We start from the raw sequence: 21,258 nt of genomic DNA, 5'->3' as shown, positions 1-21,258 counted from the left end.
AGCGTTTGTAGCTAAAGAAGATGAGAAAACGGGGCGATCGCCGTTCGTCGCCGACTCGTCCCCGCCATTATAAGAGAAACTTATATTAATGATTAATAAATATTTTTGTTAAAACCCTTTACAAAGCTTAACAAAGTCGTTAAGATGGGAACCATCATACAAACCACCTTGAAAACCAAATAGCACTCATAAACACATGACGACTACCTTACAGCAGCGCGAAAGCGCCTCCCTGTGGGATCGGTTCTGCGAGTGGGTTGCCAGCACCGAAAACCGCCTTTACATCGGCTGGTTCGGCGTGTTGATGATCCCCACCCTCTTGACCGCCACGACCTGCTTCATCATTGCCTTCATCGCGGCTCCTCCGGTTGACATCGACGGGATCCGCGAACCCGTTGCCGGGTCCTTGCTCTACGGGAACAACATCATCTCCGGTGCTGTGGTTCCTTCTTCCAACGCGATCGGGTTGCACTTCTACCCGATTTGGGAAGCGGCGAGCTTGGATGAATGGCTCTACAACGGCGGCCCCTATCAGTTAGTGATCTTCCACTTCCTGATCGGCGTGTTCTGCTACATGGGCCGCGAATGGGAACTGAGCTACCGTCTGGGGATGCGTCCTTGGATCTGCGTCGCTTACAGCGCTCCCGTCGCCGCCGCTACCGCCGTGTTCTTGATCTATCCTTTGGGTCAAGGCAGCTTCTCCGACGGAATGCCCTTGGGCATCAGTGGCACCTTCAACTTCATGTTGGTGTTCCAAGCCGAACACAACATTTTGATGCACCCCTTCCACCAACTCGGTGTTGCCGGGGTCTTCGGCGGTGCGCTGTTCAGTGCCATGCACGGTTCCTTGGTCACCAGCTCCTTGGTTCGTGAAACCACCGAAACCGAGTCTCAAAACTACGGTTACAAATTCGGTCAAGAGGAAGAAACCTACAACATCGTTGCCGCTCACGGCTACTTCGGTCGTTTGATCTTCCAATATGCCTCGTTCAACAACAGCCGCTCTCTCCACTTCTTCTTAGCGGCTTGGCCCGTGGTTGGCATCTGGTTTACCGCTCTGGGTATTTCCACGATGGCGTTCAACCTCAATGGCTTCAACTTCAACCAGTCGATTGTTGACTCTCAAGGTCGCGCGATTGGTACCTGGGCTGATGTCATCAACCGTGCCAACTTGGGTATGGAAGTCATGCACGAGCGCAACGCTCACAACTTCCCCTTAGATTTGGCGAGCACCGATGCCACTCCGGTTGCTTTGACGGCTCCTCAAATCAACGGCTAATTCTTTTTAGCTAAGCTGAAAAGCTAAACAAAAAGCGTCCTCGAAAGGGGGCGCTTTTTTATTGGGGATTCGTGTTAATTTTAACCCAAAATGAATAGAATGAATTAAGCGAGTACGAATGGGATAAAGAAGGACATAAAGAAGGACACGGCAGTGCCGTGTCCCTACGGATTGGAAATGTTTTGAAAGTGCTTTGTTTTTGGGGAGTGAAATTGGTTAGCATGGCAATTGCTTAACCGAATTTCAGGGAAAGATTGAGGGTTAAGCGTTGAATTTGGTGCGGATGTCTTCGATGCGTTTGCGATTGACGCCGAGGTCGGATTGACCTAAACGGGAGGCCGATCGCACCTGGATGATTCCGGCATTTTCGTCTAAGTAGAATTCGACATCATCGACAAACCCCATGAGTTTGCTGGTGAATTCAGCATAGAGATAATGGGTTTCCGCTTGAATCATTTTGGCGCTTTCGATGGAAGCGATGATGCTTTTGAGTTTTTCAAACGCTGCTTTGCCATCCCCTTGGTAGGTTAAGGGTTCGATTTTATGCTGTTCGTCGCTGCTATTGCTAGAAACGCAGTTGGGAGAACTCGGACAGGTTCCGAGTTTGCCGTCTTTTACCCCTAAGTTGGTGGGGCGTTTGCCGGAGAATGAGAAGATGCTGGCGATAAACATGGGTTGAAAAGCGGTATCAGCAAGAACTGGGGGAGTGGGGGTCAAAAAAACGAGAGAAGATAATACCAGAGAAAGGACGATCGCGATCGCCTTCAATGAGGAAGGTTGCCGCATGGCCAGATCGGTTGAGAATACACCAGTTATTCTACCGGGAAAGCTATCCCCGTGGCTCAATTGGGAGCGAGTTGTTTTTCGATCGCCTCATCGCCAACGGGATTACAACATCCTCACCGTGAGGACTTGGGGTGGGGTGGCGTCGGGAGGATAGCGGAAGTCGAGACGGAGCGATCGCACTTCGTTTGGTTGCAGATCTAGAGTAACCAACGGATCGAGAATTTGTCCGCGTCGGTGCCACAAATGCACGTAGCGCGTTATTTCCCGGCCCTCGCGGTCGGCGGATCTCAGGCGGACGGTTCCTCGGAAAAAGGGGAAATCCCAAGGAGGCTGGCGGAAAATCAAACCATTTTGCGATAATTTTTCCTCTTTTTGCGGTGTTTCTAAGGTTATCGCTACCGTTTGCCGGCGATCGCTCCCATTGCGAATCGGGACGGTCAAATCATAATGCACCCCGTAATTGCCGTGGGATTCGTAGGCGGTATCGGGATAGCGAACCAATAATTTCGCCGCTTGCACTTGTCCGGTTCCCAAGGTTCCGGCCCGAACCGTACTCAAAACGTAGGAAACTCCCTCTTCCGATTGAGACAACGTGAGAAATTCGCTGCCTTCATCCACTAATCGCCCCTGCCATTTCGATCCTTGCTGCACCCCGGCGACGCGACTGTAAATTAACTGACCGCCCACTTGGTCCGGCGGACTGGGGGTTTTGTCGCGGGGTTGGGCGACGCCGCCCGTATCGAGGAGTTGTTGCCATTCCGCTAAGGTCGGCGCCCGATCGCCCCCATCAGCACTTTGTTTAGCATACATCGCCAAAGTTGCTAAGTATACTTTACCGTTACTCTTTAACTCCATAAACGTCGAGCGACCGTTAATCGGTTTTTCTAACCCTTTGACTGGAATCGGATGATTCATTAACAGCCGACTTTCGCCGGGAGGAACCACCACTTGGGCGGGAAAATCGGGCTGTCTGACCCCACGCAAAACATTATCGACCGCCCGAATTCCCGGACCGGAATAAACTTGGGCGTCGGGATTTTCACTCATCGGTGGTTTTTGTTGAAAAGGCGCTTCCGGGTCCATTAAATAGCTGGCGGCGCGATCGATTTCTAAGGTGACGGGTTCGCTTCCGGGATTGTGAACGATCGCCCCGAGATAAAGTGTCTGTAAGTTCGGCGGAGTATGAGTAAAATGGTGGGCAAAAAACTCGAATTTTCCCTCAAATGGAAAATTAAGATGGGCCTCTTTTACTTGCTTCCCAGTCGGCGGAAAAGTCGAGAGTAAAATTCCCTCTTTTTTAACCCATTCCGGACTGTTACTATTAAACATCGGGATCTTGTCGAGTTCACCGGGGAGCGATCGCACCGGATGCGATCTGACGATGACCTCTGGTTCCTTCTGAGCAAGGGTTTGACCGGAATCGCGACTCTCTGGAGGCTGGCTGGAACTTGAAAAAGGATTTAAACCCCTCGATGGGTTTTGGACGGCCCAAATCCCGACCGTGCCGAACGTAGCGACGGCGAGAAAAGATAGCCAAAAGATCGGGATAACTTTCTGGTTCGGAACGGCCATAAAGGTAACTCGTCGTAGGATCGGAAGAATTTAGTTTTATTCTGACATAAGTTTCACGATTGGAACGGTGGAGTGATTTTCCCTTCGCCGCTTTTCTTGCCTCAATAGGGTTGGAAATGTTCGATCGCATTTTCAAGACGGGCGATCGTCTGTAGGAGCGATCGATCGGTTTAAACAATAAGAGAGAACAATCAGAGAATAGACGTTAACCCCGATGCGATCGTCGCTTACTTCCGAAGTCCGTGGGTGGATTCGGTGTTTCCACAAGAACGACCGATAGAGTTTGGATCTTAGGAACTTGAGGAATGCTCTCCTAAAAAATGCTATAAATTAGGGGGAAAGGTTTTTTATTCTATTTTTAAACAGTTGGAGGAAAACATAGGATGACAACAACTATGTTTTACAAACATACCCAAATCGGAAGCACGATTTTATGGGTTCTCTTGGCGGTTACTCTTTTGATGACGGTTATTTGGTTTATCGATCGCCAATCGGGGACGATCGCGGGATTTACCGTTCTCGGTTTGTTAATTGTCGCTCTTGTTTTTGGAACCCTCACCGTTGAAGTCGATTCTCAGTATCTTCGCTGTTGGTTTGGTCCGGGTTGGATTCGCAAAGAATTTGCGATCGAACAGATTACAAATGCGATCGCCGTTCGCAATCACTGGTGGTATGGGTGGGGAATTCGCTACACGCCCCGTGGCTGGATGTTCAACGTTTCCGGACTCGATGCAGTGGAAATTACATTCACTTCGGGTCAGCATTTTCGCATCGGAACGGACGAACCGGAGGCGTTGGTTGCGGCGATTAGAGATCGGATCGATTGAGTGAGGGAGTCCGTCATGCGGGGAGGTTGACCGCTTTCGCAACAAGACTCCCTCCATCTCAAATCTAAATTCTCAACCCTAAAATTGCTTCACGCTTCGACGGGATCGCCGACTTCTAGAAATTCGCGGGCGCCAAAAATTGCCTCGGGATGGCAATAATATTTAAACTCCAAAACGTTATAAAACGGATCTTCTAAAAAAAACGTGCGATGCTCGACGGTAGATCCGATAAAACGGCGTTTCTCGGTTTCGCGAAAGTGTAATTTTTGAGTTTTTGCCCGTTCTAAAAGGGCTTCCCAATCCCTTTCATTTTGGAAGATAATGCCGTAGTGACGGGGGTAAATGGTTTTTTGGGGGTGGAGGGACTCGCGAGTGACGTGAGCGACCAATTGATGGCCGTAGAGATTGAGAATGACCGAGGATGGGGTTTCGCGTCCGATGTTACAACCCAAACCTTCGGCGTAAAATTGTTTAGTTTGAGCGATATCGCTCACGGGAAAGGCAAGATGAAAGATAACGTTATTCATAGGACAACTCGAACTGAACATGAATGCTTCGGAATTCTTATTTCATTATTCCTCGTTCTCGCCGTGGTTGGTCGCGGTGCCGTTGAATACGGTATTGTTAGCGATCGCCTATGCCATTCCTAAAAAGCTGTTAACTCCCGCCGGGATGGTTCACGCCTGGATTTTGGGGATTGCGGTGTGGGGGATTCTCGACTGGCGCGGTTATGCGGTGGTAATGTTCTATTTCCTCGTCGGTTCGGCGGTGACCCGGGTGGGAATGGCCCAGAAAGAAGCGGCAGGAATTGCGGAAAAGCGATCGGGGGCTAGAGGGCCGGAAAATGTCTGGGGTTCGGCGCTGACGGGCATACTCTGTGCTTTTGGCGTGTTGGCACTGCGGTTACTGGCGCCCTCGGCGCAGGGGGCGATCGCCCTGTTACTGCTCGCTTACGTGGCCAGTTTCAGCACGAAGCTCTCGGATACGGTGGCGAGTGAAGTGGGTAAAGTCTACGGTCGGCGCACTTTTTTGATTACGACGTTAAAACCCGTGGCGCCGGGAACGGAAGGGGCGGTCAGTTTAGAAGGAACCTTGGCGGGAATGGGCGGATCGATCGCGATCGCCGTCCTCGGCTGGGCCGTGAATTTAATCGACGGCACCGGGGTGTTATTTTGCGTGATTGCTGCATTTATCGCGACGAATGCGGAAAGTGCGATCGGGGCGACGGTTCAGGGCAAGGTGGACTGGATGACCAATGAAGTCGTCAACGGCATCAATACCGCCATTGGGGCGAGTTCGGCGATCGCCCTGGCGATCGCGTGGCAGAGTTTGCGCCCGCTTTTGAGTTAACCCGAATCCGAATCAGCCCACGGAAATCAAGTCACTGCTGCATGAAACCTTATCAAAAAATACCGATTCGAGACTGTGGCGAACCCCTCGTTCCGATTCCGCGCGATCGCCTCGCGGTGGTTTCCCCCCATCCCTACCAACAACTCGGGGCGCCTTACGGCGATCGCTCCCCCTTTTTCGTCCGTGAAGGGGTGCTCGCCGCCCTTTTGGAAGCTCAAAGCCAGTTAGAGCGCGATCGCCCCGGTTGGCGGATTCAGATTTTCGATGCCTACCGCCCGATCGCCGTCCAGCAGTTTATGGTCGATTACAGTTTCGCCCAACTGGCGCGATTGCGGGGATTGGACGGGCGATCGCTCGACGAACAACAGCGTCAAGCCCTCCTCGCCGAAGTCTATCAATTCTGGGCACAGCCGAACCGCGACCCGGCGACCCCACCGCCCCACAGTACCGGGGGCGCCGTCGATGTCACCTTGCTCGACCCGATCGGCGATCCGGCAGATATGGGATCGCCGATTGACGAAATTTCGCCGCGTTCCTATCCCAACCACTTCGCCGACAGCGACGATCCCCTCGAACGGGACTACCACGCCAACCGCGAACACCTGCACGCCATCTTGCACGGAGTGGGATTCTGCCGCCATCCGAACGAGTGGTGGCACTTCTGCCTCGGGGATCAAATGTGGGCGTGGTTGCGCAATGTTTCAGTCGCGCGCTACGGTGGGGTCGAGTGAACTACCGCTATTGAATCAAAGATTACAATAGCGGCTTCCCTCTTCACTGGGGACTGCGCTAGATAGAACTGAAGTTCTACCACCTCGTCTTACATCCCCTCCAAGGGCAGTAGAGCTAGTCCCTAACTCTAATATCCGTAAGCCTTCATTTTTGAGATTAATGGCGGCATTGATATCCCTGTCATGACGAGTTTGGCAATGTTCGCAAGTCCAACTTCTTACATCAAGAGACAAGCTTTTGATTTGATTGAGACATGCATGGCAAGTTTTAGAAGAAGGAAAAAATCGATCGACTTCTAGATACACTTTTCCTTCTGATTCAGCCTTGTACTTTAACATCGTACAAAACATCCCCCAACCGACATCACTAATCGCTTTGGCGAGTTTGTGATTGCGAACCATGCCTATCCCCCCTTTAGTTCCCCCCTTATTAAGGGGGGTTAGGGGGGATTCGACCACAATCACTTGGTTTTCGTTCACTATCTTACGGGATAGCTTGTGGAGAAAATCTTCACGACAGCGACTTATTTTGGCGTGAATCTTAGCAACTTTTACCCGCGATTTATTGCGGTTATTGCTGCCTTTCCTTTTTCGAGCATGTTTTTGCTGTTTTCTTTTTAGGTTTCGCGCGTGTTTATCAAAATGCTTGGGATTATTATATTTCGACCCCTCACTGGTAATTGCAAAATCGGTCAGCCCTAAATCAATGCCAATTGCTTTTCCTTCAGTTGAGAGGAGGGGAGGTTCTTTTTTACCCTCTACCAAAACTGAAGCATAATATTTACCATCTGGATTTTTGGAGAGGGTTACAGTTTTGATTTTTCCCTCAAAACTTCGATGCTGACGACAACGCACTAACCCAACTTTAGGCAGTTTGATGTAATTTCCCTCAAACTTAACATTTTGAGGATAACTGATAGATTGCCTTCCCTGCTTGGATTTGAATCGGGGTAATTTTGCCCGTTTCTCAAAGAAGTTTCGATAAGCGGTTGATAAGTTCAACGCCACGACTTGCAAGCATTGGGAATAGACGCCTTCTTTAAGCCAAGGGTATTCCTTTTTGAGGGCAGGTAATAATCCCTGAAGATCACCCCTCGATCGACCTTTTCCGGTCGCTCGATAAGTCTCTTGGCACAAATTTAACGCATAGTTCCAATACCAACGACAGCAACCAAAGCTCTTGGCTAAAGTCGCTTGTTGCTCGTGGGTTGGATAGATGCGGTATTTGTACGCCTTGAACATTATCGCCGATATAGCCAGATGATAAGATTATCACTGATTTGCCGAAGAGTCGCTTTCATCCCCCGATTCACCTTCGGTAGAATCGGGGAATTCCCGCTCCCATTGTTAAATCCACCCGCCAGATGTGACCGAAACGATGCACTGGTTTTAATTCATAGCGCGGTTCCGCCTGGAGGCGATCGAAAAGCGCTTGTGACGGGCGAAATAAAAAGATCTCCCCTTCGCGATCGATCGCCTTCGGGATTTCCCCCTCCGCCGCTAACATATAGCGGGTGTGAGGCCCGAGGAGATAACTGAGGGAAGCGAGGCGACTGACCCGCGCTTGGGAACTGACGACGAGAGGATTTGGGGAGCGATTGACGATCGCCGCCACCTCGGCATTGTAATAACAACTGTACTTATTCCACCAGGTTTGGGCTTGGGAACTGACCGCACAAGAAAGCACCCCCGCCGTCAAGACCAGGGCCAATAGTCCGCGCCAGAAATACCGCCAAGGGGGGGGCGAACCTTGGAGACGACGGGCGAATAAATAGGCTAAGGCGATCTGGATCGATACGTAGGAGGGGAATAGATAGCGGGCGACCCCCGATCGCTGTCCGCCGGAGAAGAGATCCGGTAACATCAGGGTCAAACCGGGAACGGCGATCGCGATCGCGATAAAGCCCCAGGTCTGTTGCGGCGTTTCGCGGACGACCCGATAAAGGGCGTAAATCACTAACATCGTCACCGCCGGAATCGCATAAATCGCCGGATTGGCAAAATTTAAGGCCGCATCCCGTCCGAGTTCGACATCGAAGAGCCGTTGTTGGGTGCCGATTTGAACGTCTAAAATTAACGAAGATAGGTTAATAAACCAACGGCGAACTAATGCCAAGGTCGGAATGTTGCGACCCAACCAACTCCCGACCCGACTGGAGTTGAGAAAGTAAATGATGCCCCAGGGAATCAGGGGGATTCCTCCGGCGATCGCCGCGATTAAATAGGGTTTTAGATGAGTTGTCAACCACTGTTTAGAAAAGAATTTAGAGAAGAATAAAACATAAATTCCATGAGCGAAAATTACTAAAATAGAAATTAAATGGGAGTAAAGGGCGACGATGACTGTCAGAGTGTAAAGCGCCCAGTTTTTCCAGTGAGGCTGTCGCAACGATCGCAACAGGGCGGCACTGGAAATTAAGGTAGTAACGACAAATAAACTATATTGGCGGGCTTCTTGGGCGTAGAGAACCTGCAGGGGAGAAACGGCGAGCAGGGCGATCGCGATCGCGCCGACCGGGGGCGATCGAAATAGTTCCCAACAGAGCCAATAAATGGCGGGAAAGGCGAACAGACTAATGAGTGCGGCTAGAGACCGGGTGACCGTGGGGGAACTGCCAAAGATCTCCATCCACAGCCGACATAATAAATAGTAAATGGGGGTATGTTCGGCATTCCCGGCTAGGGCTTCCACCGTATCGCCCCAGCCTCGTTCGGGGGAGAGGGTTTGGAATTGATGGAGGGTGTCCCGGGTGATAATTTGGTTCGTGGGGGCGCGATCGACGAATTCTGTTTTTTGATAGCCGACGACCCGGACGGAGGTGTGGATTTCGTCAATCCAATAAACTTTTTTATCTAAATTGTAAAACCGAAAAAAAATACCGATCGCGACAGTTAAAGCGATGAAGAGTAAGAGGGATTTATGATAGTATCCTTGCAGTTTCATGTCAGATCGAGGAGCGAGGCTGTCGGAGAGAGTCGGGGAGTGGGGCGGTTACCAATAGGCGAACCGATGGTTAGCGGGGAGCTGCAAGGCGATCGAAATACCAGTTTAAGAGGGGAAATAAGAGGCTGTGCAAGCGGTTGAGCCAGGTCATTTCGAGACCGGGAGCGATCGCGAACTGCTGGCGGTCTACCCCGCGTAAAATGGCGGCGGCGACCGCTTCGGCGGACCAAGTTTGAGCGGTGGCGGTAATCCGTCGAGTTTCGGGGGGTTTGGTTTTCATTTCCTCAGCCAGTTGGGGCGTATCCGTATCGGGAGGATAGACGACGGAGACGGACACCCCGGTCCCGCGCAGTTCGGGGCGTAAGGATTCCGCCAAACCGCGAACCGCGAATTTGCTCGGCGCGTAAGCACTGTAGCCGTAAATGCCGATCAGTCCGGCGCCGGAGGAGACGAATACAAGATGACCGCGACCGCGATCGCGCATGGAGGGCAAGACGGCGCGGGCGGTGTAGAGACTGCCGAAATAATTGACCGCGATCGCGCGCTCGAACGCTTCCGGGGGCAACTCGTGAAAATAGCCCGGGCGGGCGATTCCGGCAGAAGCGACGGCCAGATCCGGCGGACCGAGGGCGGCGATCGCCTCCAAAACGGCTCCGTCGAGGGCGGCGCGATCGCTGACATCGACGGCAAAGGTGCGGATGTGTTGCGTGGCGTCAGTACGGACCGCTTCGAGTGCGGCCCGGGCGGCGGCGAGTTTGGCGCGATCGCGAGCCAGCAGGGACACGCTGGCGCCGCGACCGACCAACAAGCGGGCGACGCTCAAGCCGATACCGCTCGATCCTCCTGTAATCAACCCGTGAAAATGGACACCCTCTACCATCACCCGTGACCGTTCAACTCGGGCAAACTCGTTTCCTGTTTGAGTTTGGCCAATTCTTCGGCGACGATCGCCACCGTTTCGCGAATTTGCGCTTCCGTGTGGGTGCAACTGATAAAAAAGCGCAGCCGTGCGGCATTATGGGGTACGGCTGGATAAAACATCGGCCCGACATTAATCCCGCGATGGAACAGCACTTGAGACAGCTTCACCGACATCAACGAATTGCCCACCACAATCGGTACGACGGAAGAATTTTCGCTCGTTCCCGTATCCAGACCGCGATCGCGCGCCAACTGCCGAAACAAAGTAGCGCGATCGTGCAGGCGCCCCACCCGGTGCGGTTCCTCCCGCAAGACCCGAATCGACGCCAACGCGGCGGCAGTATTCGGCGGCGACATCCCCACACTGTAGACAAACCCGGGAGCCGTGTATTTGAGATATTTCACCACCGCCTTACACCCGGCGATGTAGCCGCCACAACTGGCAAACGACTTGCTCAGGGTTCCCATCCACAAGTCCACATCGTGGGGGTCGATGCCAAAATACTCGCCAATACCGCGACCGTGAGTTCCCAGCACGCCGATCGAGTGAGCTTCATCGACCATTAGGAAAGCTTTGTGGCGTTTTTTGACGGCGACGAACTCCGGCAAGTTGGGGATATCGCCATCGGCACTATAAACCCCTTCGATCGCGATCAACACCCGTCTGAACTGGTGGCGGCGCTGTTGCAAGAGGGTATCGAGGGCCTGCCAGTCGTTGTGGGGAAAAGCGATAATTCTGGCGCCGGAGAGTTCGCACCCTTGCAAGATACTGTTATGACTGAGGGCGTCGTGAACGATTAAATCCCCTTCTCCGAACAGGTGGGCGATCGTCGTGACATTGGTGGCATGACCGCCGACGTAGACGATACAATCGTCTACGCCGATAAACGCGGCGAGTTCTCTTTCTAATTCGAGATGGATGACCCGTTCTCCCGAGGCGACGCGACTGGCGGAAGCGGAGGTTCCGTAGCGGTCGATCGCCGCTTTCGTCGCCTCAGACACCGCCGGATCGCCGCACATCCCCAAATAGTTATAAGAGGAATAGTTGATCAGTTCGCGTCCGTCGATGGTCGTGGTATCGTTGGCGATCCGTTCGTGAACGCTAAAAAAAGGGCTTCCCAGACCCAAAGCTTCGATTTGCAAGAGCTGCTGGCTGAGTTTCTGATATTCGGGAAAGCGATCGAAACGGTAATAGTCCGGGGAAATCTCGTCCGAGGGGGTGGGACTCGTCGGCGAACCGTTGGGGAGGGCTTCGACGTGCAGTTCGCCGAGGCTGTGGGGATTGTCGATTTCGTTGGCGAGATGGGTGGCGAGAGCTTCGATATTGGGATAGTCCCATAACAAGGTTGGGGACAGCCTGCGTCCGAGGAAGCTTTCTAAATCGCCGGACAGATTAATGGCTTCGAGGGAGTTGAGGTTGTAATCGGTCAGGGGTTTGTGGACGTCGATGCGATCGGCGCTCAACTCCAGTCGGCGAGCCAGTTGTTCGACCAACCAAGATTCGATGACTCGGGCATTTGCACCAGACTGGGCGGGGTTGACGGGCCGATCCGACTCTGGGGAAACGGTGCGAGGGAGTTGGCTGTCTTCCTGACTCCAGAGCTGATTCAAGAGATTCATGTTTTAGTTCTCCATACCAATTAAACTCAAAATCACTCAGTTTCAGGGGTGGCACTGCGTGAGGAGTTATTCTAACGCTTAGTGGTTTTTGCCTTTTGCCGTCTGGGAACGTTTGCAGTTCCGATTTGACGGGTTTTGAAAGGCATCGAATCGTCCGTTGACGTTCGTTCGGTCGCCACCATTGCTGTCGATCGCCCCGTCCCCGAAGGATTGAGGCTTATTTTGCCATGAAGCGACTGAAGTCGTCAGCATCATCGATCTCGATTGGGAAACAAATTAATGGGGGACATGAAATACATTTTTAGCACGTTCAAGCTAGGTTGCGGCTCGGAAAGGCCCGATCGCAACCCCATTAAATCCCCGTGAGAATATCCTTTTCACTGCTTGGTTTTGCCCGGACGCGATCGAAGGGCAAGCCAAAGCTCCATGCAGAAACTGATATTTTTCATTTTAGAGATTTTGTGGTTTCTAGCCGTTCCATCGGCAATTTCCCCCCCGAATCGCGATGGCGCAAAAGATCTTTGAAGCCTTGGCAATCGACGGATCGGACCTCGGGGGAGAGGGGGCGCGAGGGACTGTTGACCGTCAAGGGGCGATCGCCTCCAAACGGCCCGCGAGAAACTCGGCCCGACAAGCGTGACGCTGGATTTTACCGCTTGAGGTTTTCGGAATCGAGCCGACTTTGAGCAATTCGACTGTATAAACGGGCAAGTCGAACTCTCGGGAGATCGCCCCTTGGATGGCTTGAATGACTTCTTTAGCGATCTCGGTTCCGGTGTCGTCGGTGGCGACGGTGGCGGTGGCTTGACGTTGCAGTTGGTGGTAGCGGCGTTCGACTTCGGCGACGACGACCAAGCGTTCCTCGCCATCGGCGTCGATGGAAAAGGCGGCGCAACAACTGGGTCGGATTAGGGGGTGAACCCGTTCGACCAGCCGTTCGATATCTTGGGGGTAGTGATTGCGTCCGTTGACGATAATCAGGTCTTTGAGTCGTCCGGTGACGAATACTTCGCCGTGGCGATCGACAAAACCCAGATCTCCCGTGCGTAAAAACGGCCCTTCCCCGGTATCGGCGAAATACGCCTCGAAGCTGTCCCGGGTGGCTTGTGGGTTGTTCCAATAGCCGGAGGCGACACTCGGACCGCGCACCCAAATTTCGCCGATTTCGCCCTCGGCGCAGCGTGTCAGGGTTTCTGGATGGGCGATCGCCACGATTTGATCGGCCAAGGTGCGACCGCAACCGACCAGGGTGCGGGTTCCCGGGCGATCGTCGTCGGTCGGAACCACCCGGTTTTGTTCTAAGGCTGCCGCGTCCACGGTTTGACAGACCGGATGTCCCTGTTTGTCGCCGCCGGAAATCATCAAGGTCGCTTCCGCCATGCCGTAACACGGATAGAAGGTTTCGCGGCGGAAACCGCACGGGGCAAAGGTTTTGCTGAAACGATCCAGGGTTTCGGCGGCGACGGGTTCGGCGCCGTTGAAGGCAATTTCCCAACAGCTCAAATCGAGGTGTTCCAACTGTTCCGGGGCGATTTTGCGGGCGCAAAAGTCGTAGGCGAAATTGGGGCCGCCACTGGTATTGGCCCGATAGCGCGAGATCGCGTTCAACCAGCGCCAGGGGTTTTGTAAAAACATCAACGGCGACATCAAGATCGTCGGACATCCGGTATAGAGGGGTTGCAAGATGCCGCCGATCAAGCCCATATCGTGATAGGGAGGCAGCCAAAACAGGCCGATAGTCTGTTCCGAGAGCCCCGCCGCCTGCTGGATGCGCTCTAAGTTCGCCAACAGGTTGCCGTGTCCGATGCGGACGCCTTTGGGGGTGGCGGTAGACCCGGAGGTGTATTGGAGAAAGGCGAGACTGTCGCCGTCGAGGTCGGGGGTTTGCCAGTCGTGCGATCGCGCCAATTGGAGGAGATCGCTGGCAATCCAGTGCAGACAGTCGAGTTCGGGCGCGCGGTCTACCCGGCGTTCGATATTGGTTAAAATCGGCGAAACGGTTAAGGCGAGGGAGGCTTGGGCGTTTTCCGCGATCGCCTGCAAGCGGTACAGGGAACGATTCGGACGGGGAGGGTACGCCGGAACTGCGACGACCCCGGCGTACAGACAGCCGAAAAAGGCGGCGATGTAGTCGAGTCCGGGGGGGTAGAGGAGTAAGGCCCGTTCGCCCGGATCGAGTTTACCCTGCACTTCGGCGGCGATCGCCCGGGCGACCCGATCCAATTGGGCGTAAGTCAGGGAAAGACTCTCGTTTTCGCCATCGACGAGGAAGGTATAAGCGGTTCGGTCGGCTTGGTGGACGGCCCGGTAGCGAAGCAGGTCAACTAAGGTCTCGAAGGTCTGGGTACAGTCTGAATAAGTCATCAAAAAATAGCAGATGCGCGTTAATGGTTTGACGCCCGTTTCGATCGCACGATCCGTTCGCGTAGCGACGCCGGAGGCGTATCGCAGTTCGTCAGAATCTTTTTGAGGTGAGTCCGCACGCGAACTTTCCGGCATCAAAGTTTTTTTGACGTCGGAGCCTCCCGGAGATCTCTTCGATTCCGGTTATCGAATGGCGACGTTCTCTAAAACAGATCGGCAGAGCAATCTTCACGAATTTAAATCTGAAGTTTAACTCTCAATTGTAACTCGAATTTTTAAACCCGTTAACCGAAAATCTAAAGAGAGAGTTGCAGACATTTTTTTGAAAATTTTTGAAAGTGCTTGAATGGGCGGCGATCGCCGCGCAGCGATCCCTACTGCCAGCGCACCCGAAACCAAGGGCGATCCGATCCCCGGTTGGCCCCCGCTTCGGCGAACCATTCGACGGGCTGGTAAGTTCGGAAAACCCGATCCCACAGATCGAGACCCAAACCGAAATTATGATGCCATTGATGGTAACGATGATGTACGTAATGGACGGGCATTTTCATCCAGAAACACCGGGTGGGATTTTCGTGTTGTAACTGATGGGCAAAGGCGGCAAAGATGCCATAACAAAAGGTTCCGCAAAACCAAATAAGGCCCACTCCCCGAGAATATAAAAAGAGCGGCACCATCAAGATTAAACCGCCCTTCAAATAATCGATAAATTCTCCTAAAACCCCTTGTGCTTCGTTGCGGCGGTGATGTTCCGCATGAAACTGGCACAATTTGGGATATTGGTGCATGAGTCGGTGCATCCAATATTCGACCAAACTGGCGAACATAAATGCCAGTAAAAACCAGGCGACAAGTTCGGCAACCTCACTGAAGGCGACCATATAACCTCCTGAAAAATGGCAATTTAATAAAGATATTGATTAACTCAGGCTCACCCTAGCATATCGATCGCGCGATACGCCTCCGGCGTCGCTACGCGATCGCATCGCCCTATAAGGCGATCGAAACTTGGCAATCCCAAAGCAAAATTTGCCACCGGAACCGATCGCCCGATCGCCGCACCCTACGGTTACCCTTCTCGGATCCCTCCCTAACGATTCGAGCGCGCCAACCATTGCAAAATTTCCGTGCGATCGGCTTCAAAGTCTTGCCATTCCGCCACGACAGGCAACGTCCCCGCCAAAAAGCGATCGCGGCAAACGTGACGCTGCACTTTGCCACTCGATGTCTTCGGCGTGCTTCCCGGCTTGACCAAGACCACCGCCGAGGGTTGGATTTCGTGTTGTTTGAGAATCGCGATGCGGATGGCGCCGATGACTTCCTCCGGGTCGAGCTGTCGCAGGGCCGTGCGTTCTACTTCGTTAATCACCACGAGATGATCCTCGCCGCCGCGATCGAGACTAAAGGCGGCGCCGCCATTGAGACGCAAGACCGGATGACTCTGTTGCATGGTCAACTCGATATTTTGCGGGTAGTGATTGCGTCCCCAAACGATCATCATATTTTTGAGCCGACCCGTGACGAACAGTTCGCCATCGTCGAGAAAGCCGAAATCCCCGGTACGTAAAAACGGGCCTTCTCCCGTATCGGCGAGGTACGCATTGAAAGTGCGATCGCTCTGTTCCGGTTGGTTCCAGTAGCCGCGACCGACTCCCTCCCCCGCGACCCAAATTTCGCCGACGCGATCGCGATCGCAACGCTGCAAGGTGTCCGGATCGACGATCGCGATCTCCTGTCCCAACCAGGTGCGCCCGCAACTGACCACCGCCCGCCCTTGGGGGTTAGAGGGATCCGTCGGGACGACGCGATGCTCGTCGAGGGCGGCGCCGTCTAGATGGCGCACGATCGGGGCTTCCGACTTCAACCCTCCCGACGCTAATAAGGTCGTTTCCGCCATCCCGTAACAGGGATAAAACGCTTCGCGACGGAACCCGCACTGTGCAAATGCCTCGGTGAAGCGATCGAGGGTTTCGGCCCGCACGGGTTCGGCGCCGCTAAAAGCGACCTGCCAACAGCTCAAATCCAGTTGCTGTTTCTGTTCTTCGGTAACCGAACGGATGCACAAATCGTAAGCAAAATTGGGACCGCCACTGGTGGTGGCCCGGTAGCGCGAAATCGCCTGCAACCAGTGGAACGGTTTTTGCAAGAAGGTCATCGGCGACATCAACACGACGGGAAATCCACCGTAAACGGGTTGAATGACGCCGCCAATCAAGCCCATATCGTGATATTGAGGCAACCAAATCACCCCGCGACTGTCGCCGTTATGGTCGAAGCCGCGATAAATCGCTTCGGAATTGTGGAGAATGTTGCGGTGAGTGACCATCACCCCTTTCGGCGTTCCCGTAGACCCGGAGGTGTACTGTAAAAACGCCAGGGTATCGGCGCCGACCTCGGGAGGGTGCCACTGATGGGCCGTATCGGTGGAGAGGGTGTCGGTGGCGATCCAGTGAATGGACGCCAGGGGAGAATCTTTCGGCAAATTCCCTCGAATCAAATCGAGGAGGGCTTGGGTCGTCAGGGCGATCGTCGTTTCCGAGGAGGTGACGCGCGCCTCAAAGCCTTCGAGGGATTGGTTGGGACGGGGCGGATAGGTCGTCACGGCGACGATTCCGGCATACAGACAGCCGAAAAAGGCGGGAACGAATTCCAAACCGTCTGAAAAGGGATAAAGCAGTAAAGCGCGAGAACCGGGGGAAACTTTTTCTTGTAAGGCGACGGCGATCGCCCGCGCGCGATCGTCGAGTTGGGCGTAAGTTAGATGTCCCGATTCCGTTTCGCTATCCGAGAGAAAGATGTAGCCTGTTTGCTCGCTTTGTCGTTGCGCGCGATCGCGCAGTAACTCGATTAATGTCGAAAACTGCTGCAAGGTTTCCCACCACTCCGTTAAACCGCATGATATTCTAGCCCCTTACTGTCATCTAGAGCAACGCTGGAAGGAAGTAAGGAGTTGGGGTCAAGCCAAGAGGTCAAGGGCGTAAGTCAGGAATTTAAACAAAAACTTTACCCTCTCAAGCTAAAATCTAAAATTCTTCAATCTAAAATTCTTCAATCTAAAATCTAAAATGAATAAAGATATCTTTGCTCGGTTAGCCCTCCAACAAATCCCTAAAATTTTAACCTTGTGCGATCGCAATCCCCACAGTCCGACCTATGGCTGTTTCGATCGCACCTTCTGGCATTACAAAGTGGTCGATTTCCCCAGTGGGATGTCTCAAGAATTCGTCTGGCCCCTGGCGCTGGCTTACCATAGCGCGATCGCGGACAACCCATTTTACCATCAAGAAAACCTGCGCGCATGGGTCGAAGCAGGCATCATTTACGCGGCGCGTAGCGCTCATGCCAATGGGTCTTGCGATGACTATTTTCCTTACGAACGTGCGGCGGGGGCTGCCGCCTTTTCCTTGCTCGCTTGCGTGGAAAGTTATCAATTATTCGATCTAGATAACTACGAAGTTCTCAAGTTTTTTGAACGGCGCGCTAATTGGTTGGCAGACCATCACGAAAGCGGACAACTCACGAACCATCAAGCCTTAATTGTTTTATGTTTGGAACGAGTCGGCGCGTTGTTACAAACTGACCGATGGGATCGGGCGAAAGCAAAACGGCTGGAACGGGTGTTTTCCTGGCAAAATGAGGAAGGTTGGTTTCAAGAATATGAAGGCTGCGATCCGGGCTATCATACCCTGACGATTTCTTGTTTGGCACAAGTTTATCAAAGTAGACCGGACGATCGCCTCAAACAAGTTTTAGAAAAGGCGATCGAATTAGCAGCTCAATTCGTCCATCCCGACGGGTCTTATGGCGGCGAATATACCAGCCGCAATACTTATAATTTCTTCCCCCACGGTTTTGAAGTCATGGGGCGAGAAATCCCTGTTGCTTTGCAAATTAACGATCGCTTTTTACAAGGATTAGACCGGGGGTTGGGTCCGTGTTATGCGGACGATCGCATCCTCGGACATCATACGTGGAATTATTTACTGGCTTGGCGCGATTTCGTCCCGGAACGTCCCGAATCTCTCCGTGGGAGAGCGGGTCGCGTCTGGTTGAAACAGGCAAAATTATTAATCGATCGCCGGATGACTCGGGATGAAGGAGTGCAAGATGCGACTTTGGCGGGCGATCGTCCGACCCCCGATGTCGAGCTTTATTTAGCTCTGAATAAAGGGGGAGTGTTTAAACTTTTTAAAAATGGGAAATTACTGCTTTCAGATACGCAGTTTTCTGTCAAAGTATTGAAAGGGAAAAAGTTTAAAAATGCCGTCGGTCATTTGGTCGATGACTACGAGGTAGAAGTTCGCGAAGATGAAATCTTAATTCAAGGAAAGTTGGGCTGGGCGAAACAGCAACAAATGACGCCGTTCAAGGCGATCGTTTTGCGTTCGGTAATGTTGAGTTTCGGTCGTTTTTTCCCGAATTTGATTCGGCGGATTTTACAAAAAATGTTGATTACGGGGAAAAATAAGGCTCCATTTGACTTTATCCGTCGTTTGCGTTGGAACGGTCAGCAGTGGGAAATTATCGATGAATTGATTGCGGATTCTTGGAACGGGGTTAAAGCGGTGGGAATTGGCGCCGATCAAACGTCGATTTATGTGGTGATGAGTCGCACGTTTCAACCCGGTCAATTACAGCCGTGGTTGGATTTGAGCGATCGCGTCCAATCTCTTTCTCCCGGGGACGTGTTGCGAGTAGAACGGCGGTTTTAATAGGGCTATGTTTTAATTTTAAATTAATCTTAAATTGATTTAAAATTGCCAATTTGGCGGAGAAAATAAGAGTTGTTCGGCAGTCGCCGCGTCGATCGCCTTAGCAAAAAAGTAACCTTGTCCGAATTCACACCCCAAATTTTTAAGCATGGTGGCTTGGGTGGCAGTTTCGACCCCTTCGGCGACGACTTGCATGGCCAAATTTTGGGATAAAGTAACGATCGCCGTGACAATTTCTAAGTTTTTATTCCCTTCCTGCAAGCGGCGAATAAAGGAGCGATCGATTTTTAAACTATCTACGGGAAAATGGTGCAAATAACTCAACGACGAATATCCGGTGCCGAAATCGTCGATACATAGTTGAATGTGACGTTGTCTGAGTTTTTGTAAAACCTTGTTTGCGGCTTCGGGATTGTCCATAATCGCGCTTTCGGTAATTTCTAATTTCAAGCGGCAACTGTTGAGGTTGGTTTCGCCGAGGATTTCATCAATTTTTTCGATTAAATTCGCTTGAGAAAACTGTTTGACGGACAAGTTGACGCTGATGCTCAATTCTTCGGCGAGGGACGAGCGCGTGTCGAGCAAACATTGATTTTGCCATTGGTGGAGTTGGTGACAGGCTTGACGCAAAACGAGCAAGCCAATCGGAACGATCGCCCCGGTTTCTTCGGCGGCGGGAATAAACTCTCCGGGGGAAATAAAACCGCGTTTGGGATGTTCCCAGCGCACGAGGGCTTCAAAACCCTCGATCTTGCGGGTTTGTAAGGAGACGATCGGTTGGTAGTAGACGACGAATTCTTCCCGTTCGATCGCGAGGCGCAGGTCGGTTTCGAGTTGCAATAAGGTGACGGCGCGCTGGTGCATGTGTCGGTCGAAAACTTGATAGCGCGCTTTTCCGAGGGCTTTGGCGCGATACATGGCATTATCCGCATCGCGCAGGACGTGTTCCGGTTGGGTGTAGGTGGAACAACCGAGGACGATCCCGATGCTGACGTTGATAAAAACTTCGTAATCGTCGAGTTGAAAGGGTAAGGTCAGCGCGCTTTGAATGGTTTCGGCGAGTTCGGTGGCTGCTGTGAGATCGGCGATCGGATCGAGTAAAATCGTGAACTCGTCACCCCCCAAGCGGGCGAGAGTGTTGAGGTTATCGTTGGGGTGGGGAACGGAGCGATCGAGGAGTTCTTGCAAGCGTCGGGCGATCGCGACGAGGAGGCGATCGCCGAATAAATGACCGAGGGAGTCGTTAATCACTTTAAAGCGATCGCAGTCGAGAAACAACACCGCAAAGCAGTCCTCTCGGTCGGGCTCGGTCCGGGCGATCGCCGTTTCTAACTGTTTCAAAAATAACGTCCGATTCGGCAGTCCGGTGAGGGCGTCGTGAGAGGCCATATAAATCAGCTTCTGTTCGATGCGCTGGCGTTCGCTGATTTGCCGTTCTAACTCTTGATTGGCGGCTTGCAGTTGGGCGGTACGCTGGTGGACGCGCCGTTCGAGTTCGCTGTTGAGTTGGCGCACTTGTGCTTTTGCCTTGCGAATGGTCAGTTGATTTTCGACCCGGACTAACACTTCTTCTAAATGAAACGGTTTGCTGATGTAATCGACTCCGCCGACGGTAAACGCTTTGACTTTATCGAAGACCGCATCTAAAGCGCTCAAAAAAATCACCGGAATTTCGTGCATTTGCGGATCTTCTTTCAAACGGCGACAGACTTCGTAACCGTTCATATCCGGCATTTTAATATCGAGCAGAATCAGATCCGGCGGGGCGGCTTTGGCTCCCATCAAGGCCATGCGACCGCTAATCGCATTGCGGACTTTATAGCCGCGTTCCATCAATGCTGCCGATAACAAACGCAAGTTTTCCGGTGTATCGTCAACAATTAAGATGTTGGCTTTCCATGTATCCCCTCGATCGCTATTCATAACTGGCTGTTGAGTGTCGAGTTAGAGTCCCGATGGTAATAAATCCCAGAAAAATTGTGAAATCGCCGATCGCATTTCAAGGTTGAATTTTATCGATGGCGATCGCCCGAATTTCTCGACCTTTCTGGGGTAGAGCGATGGTGGGCGATCGCGATTTCCCCTGCAAACCGCCTTAGACTTTAGATCTTATCGGGTCGTGCGGAAATTGGCGAAATTCCGATCCCGTCGC

General features: G+C 52.5%; 18 protein-coding genes. 5 read left to right on the top strand and 13 right to left on the bottom strand.

Going from position 1 to position 21,258, the window contains the following annotated elements; genetic code table 11:
* The first annotated feature begins 196 nt into the window (after window positions 1–196).
* Window positions 197–1,279, top strand: a complete 1,083-nt coding sequence (gene psbA / locus HCG48_RS20360) for a photosystem II reaction center subunit D1 (protein ID WP_168568072.1) — start codon at window positions 197–199, stop codon at window positions 1,277–1,279.
* A 261-nt stretch (window positions 1,280–1,540) separates the two neighbouring features.
* Here the strand turns inward: psbA and HCG48_RS20355 are convergent, their stop codons facing one another.
* Both HCG48_RS20355 and HCG48_RS20350 read right to left on the bottom strand, forming a co-directional pair.
* Window positions 1,541–2,065 (bottom strand): DUF1499 domain-containing protein, encoded by a 525-nt coding sequence (locus HCG48_RS20355; protein WP_168570801.1) that lies wholly within the window; start codon window positions 2,063–2,065, stop codon window positions 1,541–1,543.
* Window positions 2,066–2,167: 102 nt separating this feature from the next.
* The gene (locus HCG48_RS20350; RefSeq protein ID WP_168570800.1) at window positions 2,168–3,637 is read right to left on the bottom strand and encodes a DUF3370 domain-containing protein; all 1,470 of its coding nucleotides are present in this window, start codon (window positions 3,635–3,637) and stop codon (window positions 2,168–2,170) included.
* A gap of 383 nt (window positions 3,638–4,020) precedes the next feature.
* On the opposite strand from HCG48_RS20350, the gene HCG48_RS20345 reads away from it, so the two are divergent.
* Window positions 4,021–4,464 carry a hypothetical protein gene (locus HCG48_RS20345; RefSeq protein ID WP_168570799.1) on the top strand — a complete coding sequence of 148 codons (444 nt, stop codon included), beginning with the start codon at window positions 4,021–4,023 and terminating at the stop codon, window positions 4,462–4,464.
* A gap of 89 nt (window positions 4,465–4,553) precedes the next feature.
* Here the strand turns inward: HCG48_RS20345 and HCG48_RS20340 are convergent, their stop codons facing one another.
* Window positions 4,554–4,991: a VOC family protein gene (locus HCG48_RS20340; RefSeq protein WP_168570798.1), complete on the bottom strand. Its 438-nt coding sequence runs from the start codon at window positions 4,989–4,991 to the stop codon at window positions 4,554–4,556.
* Window positions 4,992–5,010: 19 nt separating this feature from the next.
* Here HCG48_RS20340 and HCG48_RS20335 point away from each other — a divergent pair, with 19 nt between their 5' ends.
* Window positions 5,011–5,814, top strand: coding sequence for a TIGR00297 family protein (locus HCG48_RS20335; protein ID WP_168570797.1), 804 nt, complete (start codon window positions 5,011–5,013; stop codon window positions 5,812–5,814).
* Window positions 5,815–5,855: 41 nt separating this feature from the next.
* Window positions 5,856–6,545, top strand: a complete 690-nt coding sequence (locus HCG48_RS20330) for a M15 family metallopeptidase (RefSeq protein WP_168570796.1) — start codon at window positions 5,856–5,858, stop codon at window positions 6,543–6,545.
* Window positions 6,546–6,560: 15 nt separating this feature from the next.
* Here HCG48_RS20330 and HCG48_RS20325 read toward each other — a convergent pair whose 3' ends face one another.
* The 9 genes from HCG48_RS20325 to HCG48_RS20290 form a co-directional block, all read right to left on the bottom strand.
* The gene (locus HCG48_RS20325; RefSeq protein ID WP_168570795.1) at window positions 6,561–7,787 is read right to left on the bottom strand and encodes an RNA-guided endonuclease InsQ/TnpB family protein; all 1,227 of its coding nucleotides are present in this window, start codon (window positions 7,785–7,787) and stop codon (window positions 6,561–6,563) included.
* A 67-nt stretch (window positions 7,788–7,854) separates the two neighbouring features.
* Window positions 7,855–9,489, bottom strand: coding sequence for a glycosyltransferase family 39 protein (locus tag HCG48_RS20320; protein WP_168570794.1), 1,635 nt, complete (start codon window positions 9,487–9,489; stop codon window positions 7,855–7,857).
* Window positions 9,490–9,559: 70 nt separating this feature from the next.
* Window positions 9,560–10,369, bottom strand: coding sequence for an SDR family oxidoreductase (locus tag HCG48_RS20315; RefSeq protein ID WP_168570793.1), 810 nt, complete (start codon window positions 10,367–10,369; stop codon window positions 9,560–9,562).
* Window positions 10,369–12,030 carry an aminotransferase class I/II-fold pyridoxal phosphate-dependent enzyme gene (locus HCG48_RS20310; RefSeq protein ID WP_168570792.1) on the bottom strand — a complete coding sequence of 554 codons (1,662 nt, stop codon included), beginning with the start codon at window positions 12,028–12,030 and terminating at the stop codon, window positions 10,369–10,371. Before HCG48_RS20310 ends, HCG48_RS20315 begins: the two co-directional genes overlap by 1 nt.
* A gap of 78 nt (window positions 12,031–12,108) precedes the next feature.
* The gene (locus HCG48_RS20305; RefSeq protein WP_168570791.1) at window positions 12,109–12,282 is read right to left on the bottom strand and encodes a hypothetical protein; all 174 of its coding nucleotides are present in this window, start codon (window positions 12,280–12,282) and stop codon (window positions 12,109–12,111) included.
* 333 nt (window positions 12,283–12,615) lie between these two features.
* Window positions 12,616–14,529: a fatty acyl-AMP ligase gene (locus HCG48_RS20300; protein WP_320415747.1), complete on the bottom strand. Its 1,914-nt coding sequence runs from the start codon at window positions 14,527–14,529 to the stop codon at window positions 12,616–12,618.
* A gap of 239 nt (window positions 14,530–14,768) precedes the next feature.
* Window positions 14,769–15,275, bottom strand: a complete 507-nt coding sequence (locus tag HCG48_RS20295) for a sterol desaturase family protein (protein WP_168570790.1) — start codon at window positions 15,273–15,275, stop codon at window positions 14,769–14,771.
* A 39-nt stretch (window positions 15,276–15,314) separates the two neighbouring features.
* Window positions 15,315–15,509, bottom strand: coding sequence for a hypothetical protein (locus HCG48_RS25565; RefSeq protein ID WP_210437091.1), 195 nt, complete (start codon window positions 15,507–15,509; stop codon window positions 15,315–15,317).
* Entirely contained in the window at window positions 15,485–17,263 is a 1,779-nt protein-coding gene (locus HCG48_RS20290; protein WP_168570789.1) for a fatty acyl-AMP ligase, read from the bottom strand. Before HCG48_RS20290 ends, HCG48_RS25565 begins: the two co-directional genes overlap by 25 nt.
* 196 nt (window positions 17,264–17,459) lie before the next feature.
* On the opposite strand from HCG48_RS20290, the gene HCG48_RS20285 reads away from it, so the two are divergent.
* Window positions 17,460–19,106 carry a hypothetical protein gene (locus tag HCG48_RS20285; RefSeq protein WP_168570788.1) on the top strand — a complete coding sequence of 549 codons (1,647 nt, stop codon included), beginning with the start codon at window positions 17,460–17,462 and terminating at the stop codon, window positions 19,104–19,106.
* 39 nt (window positions 19,107–19,145) lie between these two features.
* Here HCG48_RS20285 and HCG48_RS20280 read toward each other — a convergent pair whose 3' ends face one another.
* Window positions 19,146–21,029 (bottom strand): two-component system response regulator, encoded by a 1,884-nt coding sequence (locus HCG48_RS20280; protein WP_168570787.1) that lies wholly within the window; start codon window positions 21,027–21,029, stop codon window positions 19,146–19,148.
* Window positions 21,030–21,258: the final 229 nt, after the last annotated feature.

It is taken from the genome of Oxynema aestuarii AP17, from assembly GCF_012295525.1.
GTDB lineage: Bacteria > Cyanobacteriota > Cyanobacteriia > Cyanobacteriales > Laspinemataceae > Oxynema > Oxynema aestuarii.
The sequence above is the reverse complement of the archived record's forward strand: the minus strand, read 5'-3'. Positions and strand labels throughout refer to the sequence as shown.

Coding starts and splice junctions, on each gene's coding strand:
- HCG48_RS20315 (WP_168570793.1), bottom strand. CDS start 10,369: ATGGTAGAGGGTGTCCATTTTCACGGGTTGATTACAGGAGGATCGAGC.
- HCG48_RS20280 (WP_168570787.1), bottom strand. CDS start 21,029: ATGAATAGCGATCGAGGGGATACATGGAAAGCCAACATCTTAATTGTT.
- HCG48_RS20310 (WP_168570792.1), bottom strand. CDS start 12,030: ATGAATCTCTTGAATCAGCTCTGGAGTCAGGAAGACAGCCAACTCCCT.
- HCG48_RS20300 (WP_320415747.1), bottom strand. CDS start 14,529: ATGCCGGAAAGTTCGCGTGCGGACTCACCTCAAAAAGATTCTGACGAA.
- HCG48_RS20305 (WP_168570791.1), bottom strand. CDS start 12,282: ATGCTGACGACTTCAGTCGCTTCATGGCAAAATAAGCCTCAATCCTTC.
- HCG48_RS20320 (WP_168570794.1), bottom strand. CDS start 9,489: ATGAAACTGCAAGGATACTATCATAAATCCCTCTTACTCTTCATCGCT.
- HCG48_RS20350 (WP_168570800.1), bottom strand. CDS start 3,637: ATGGCCGTTCCGAACCAGAAAGTTATCCCGATCTTTTGGCTATCTTTT.
- HCG48_RS20325 (WP_168570795.1), bottom strand. CDS start 7,787: ATGTTCAAGGCGTACAAATACCGCATCTATCCAACCCACGAGCAACAA.
- HCG48_RS25565 (WP_210437091.1), bottom strand. CDS start 15,509: ATGGTTGGCGCGCTCGAATCGTTAGGGAGGGATCCGAGAAGGGTAACC.
- HCG48_RS20345 (WP_168570799.1), top strand. CDS start 4,021: ATGACAACAACTATGTTTTACAAACATACCCAAATCGGAAGCACGATT.
- psbA (WP_168568072.1), top strand. CDS start 197: ATGACGACTACCTTACAGCAGCGCGAAAGCGCCTCCCTGTGGGATCGG.
- HCG48_RS20335 (WP_168570797.1), top strand. CDS start 5,011: ATGAATGCTTCGGAATTCTTATTTCATTATTCCTCGTTCTCGCCGTGG.
- HCG48_RS20340 (WP_168570798.1), bottom strand. CDS start 4,991: ATGAATAACGTTATCTTTCATCTTGCCTTTCCCGTGAGCGATATCGCT.
- HCG48_RS20295 (WP_168570790.1), bottom strand. CDS start 15,275: ATGGTCGCCTTCAGTGAGGTTGCCGAACTTGTCGCCTGGTTTTTACTG.
- HCG48_RS20355 (WP_168570801.1), bottom strand. CDS start 2,065: ATGCGGCAACCTTCCTCATTGAAGGCGATCGCGATCGTCCTTTCTCTG.
- HCG48_RS20330 (WP_168570796.1), top strand. CDS start 5,856: ATGAAACCTTATCAAAAAATACCGATTCGAGACTGTGGCGAACCCCTC.
- HCG48_RS20285 (WP_168570788.1), top strand. CDS start 17,460: ATGAATAAAGATATCTTTGCTCGGTTAGCCCTCCAACAAATCCCTAAA.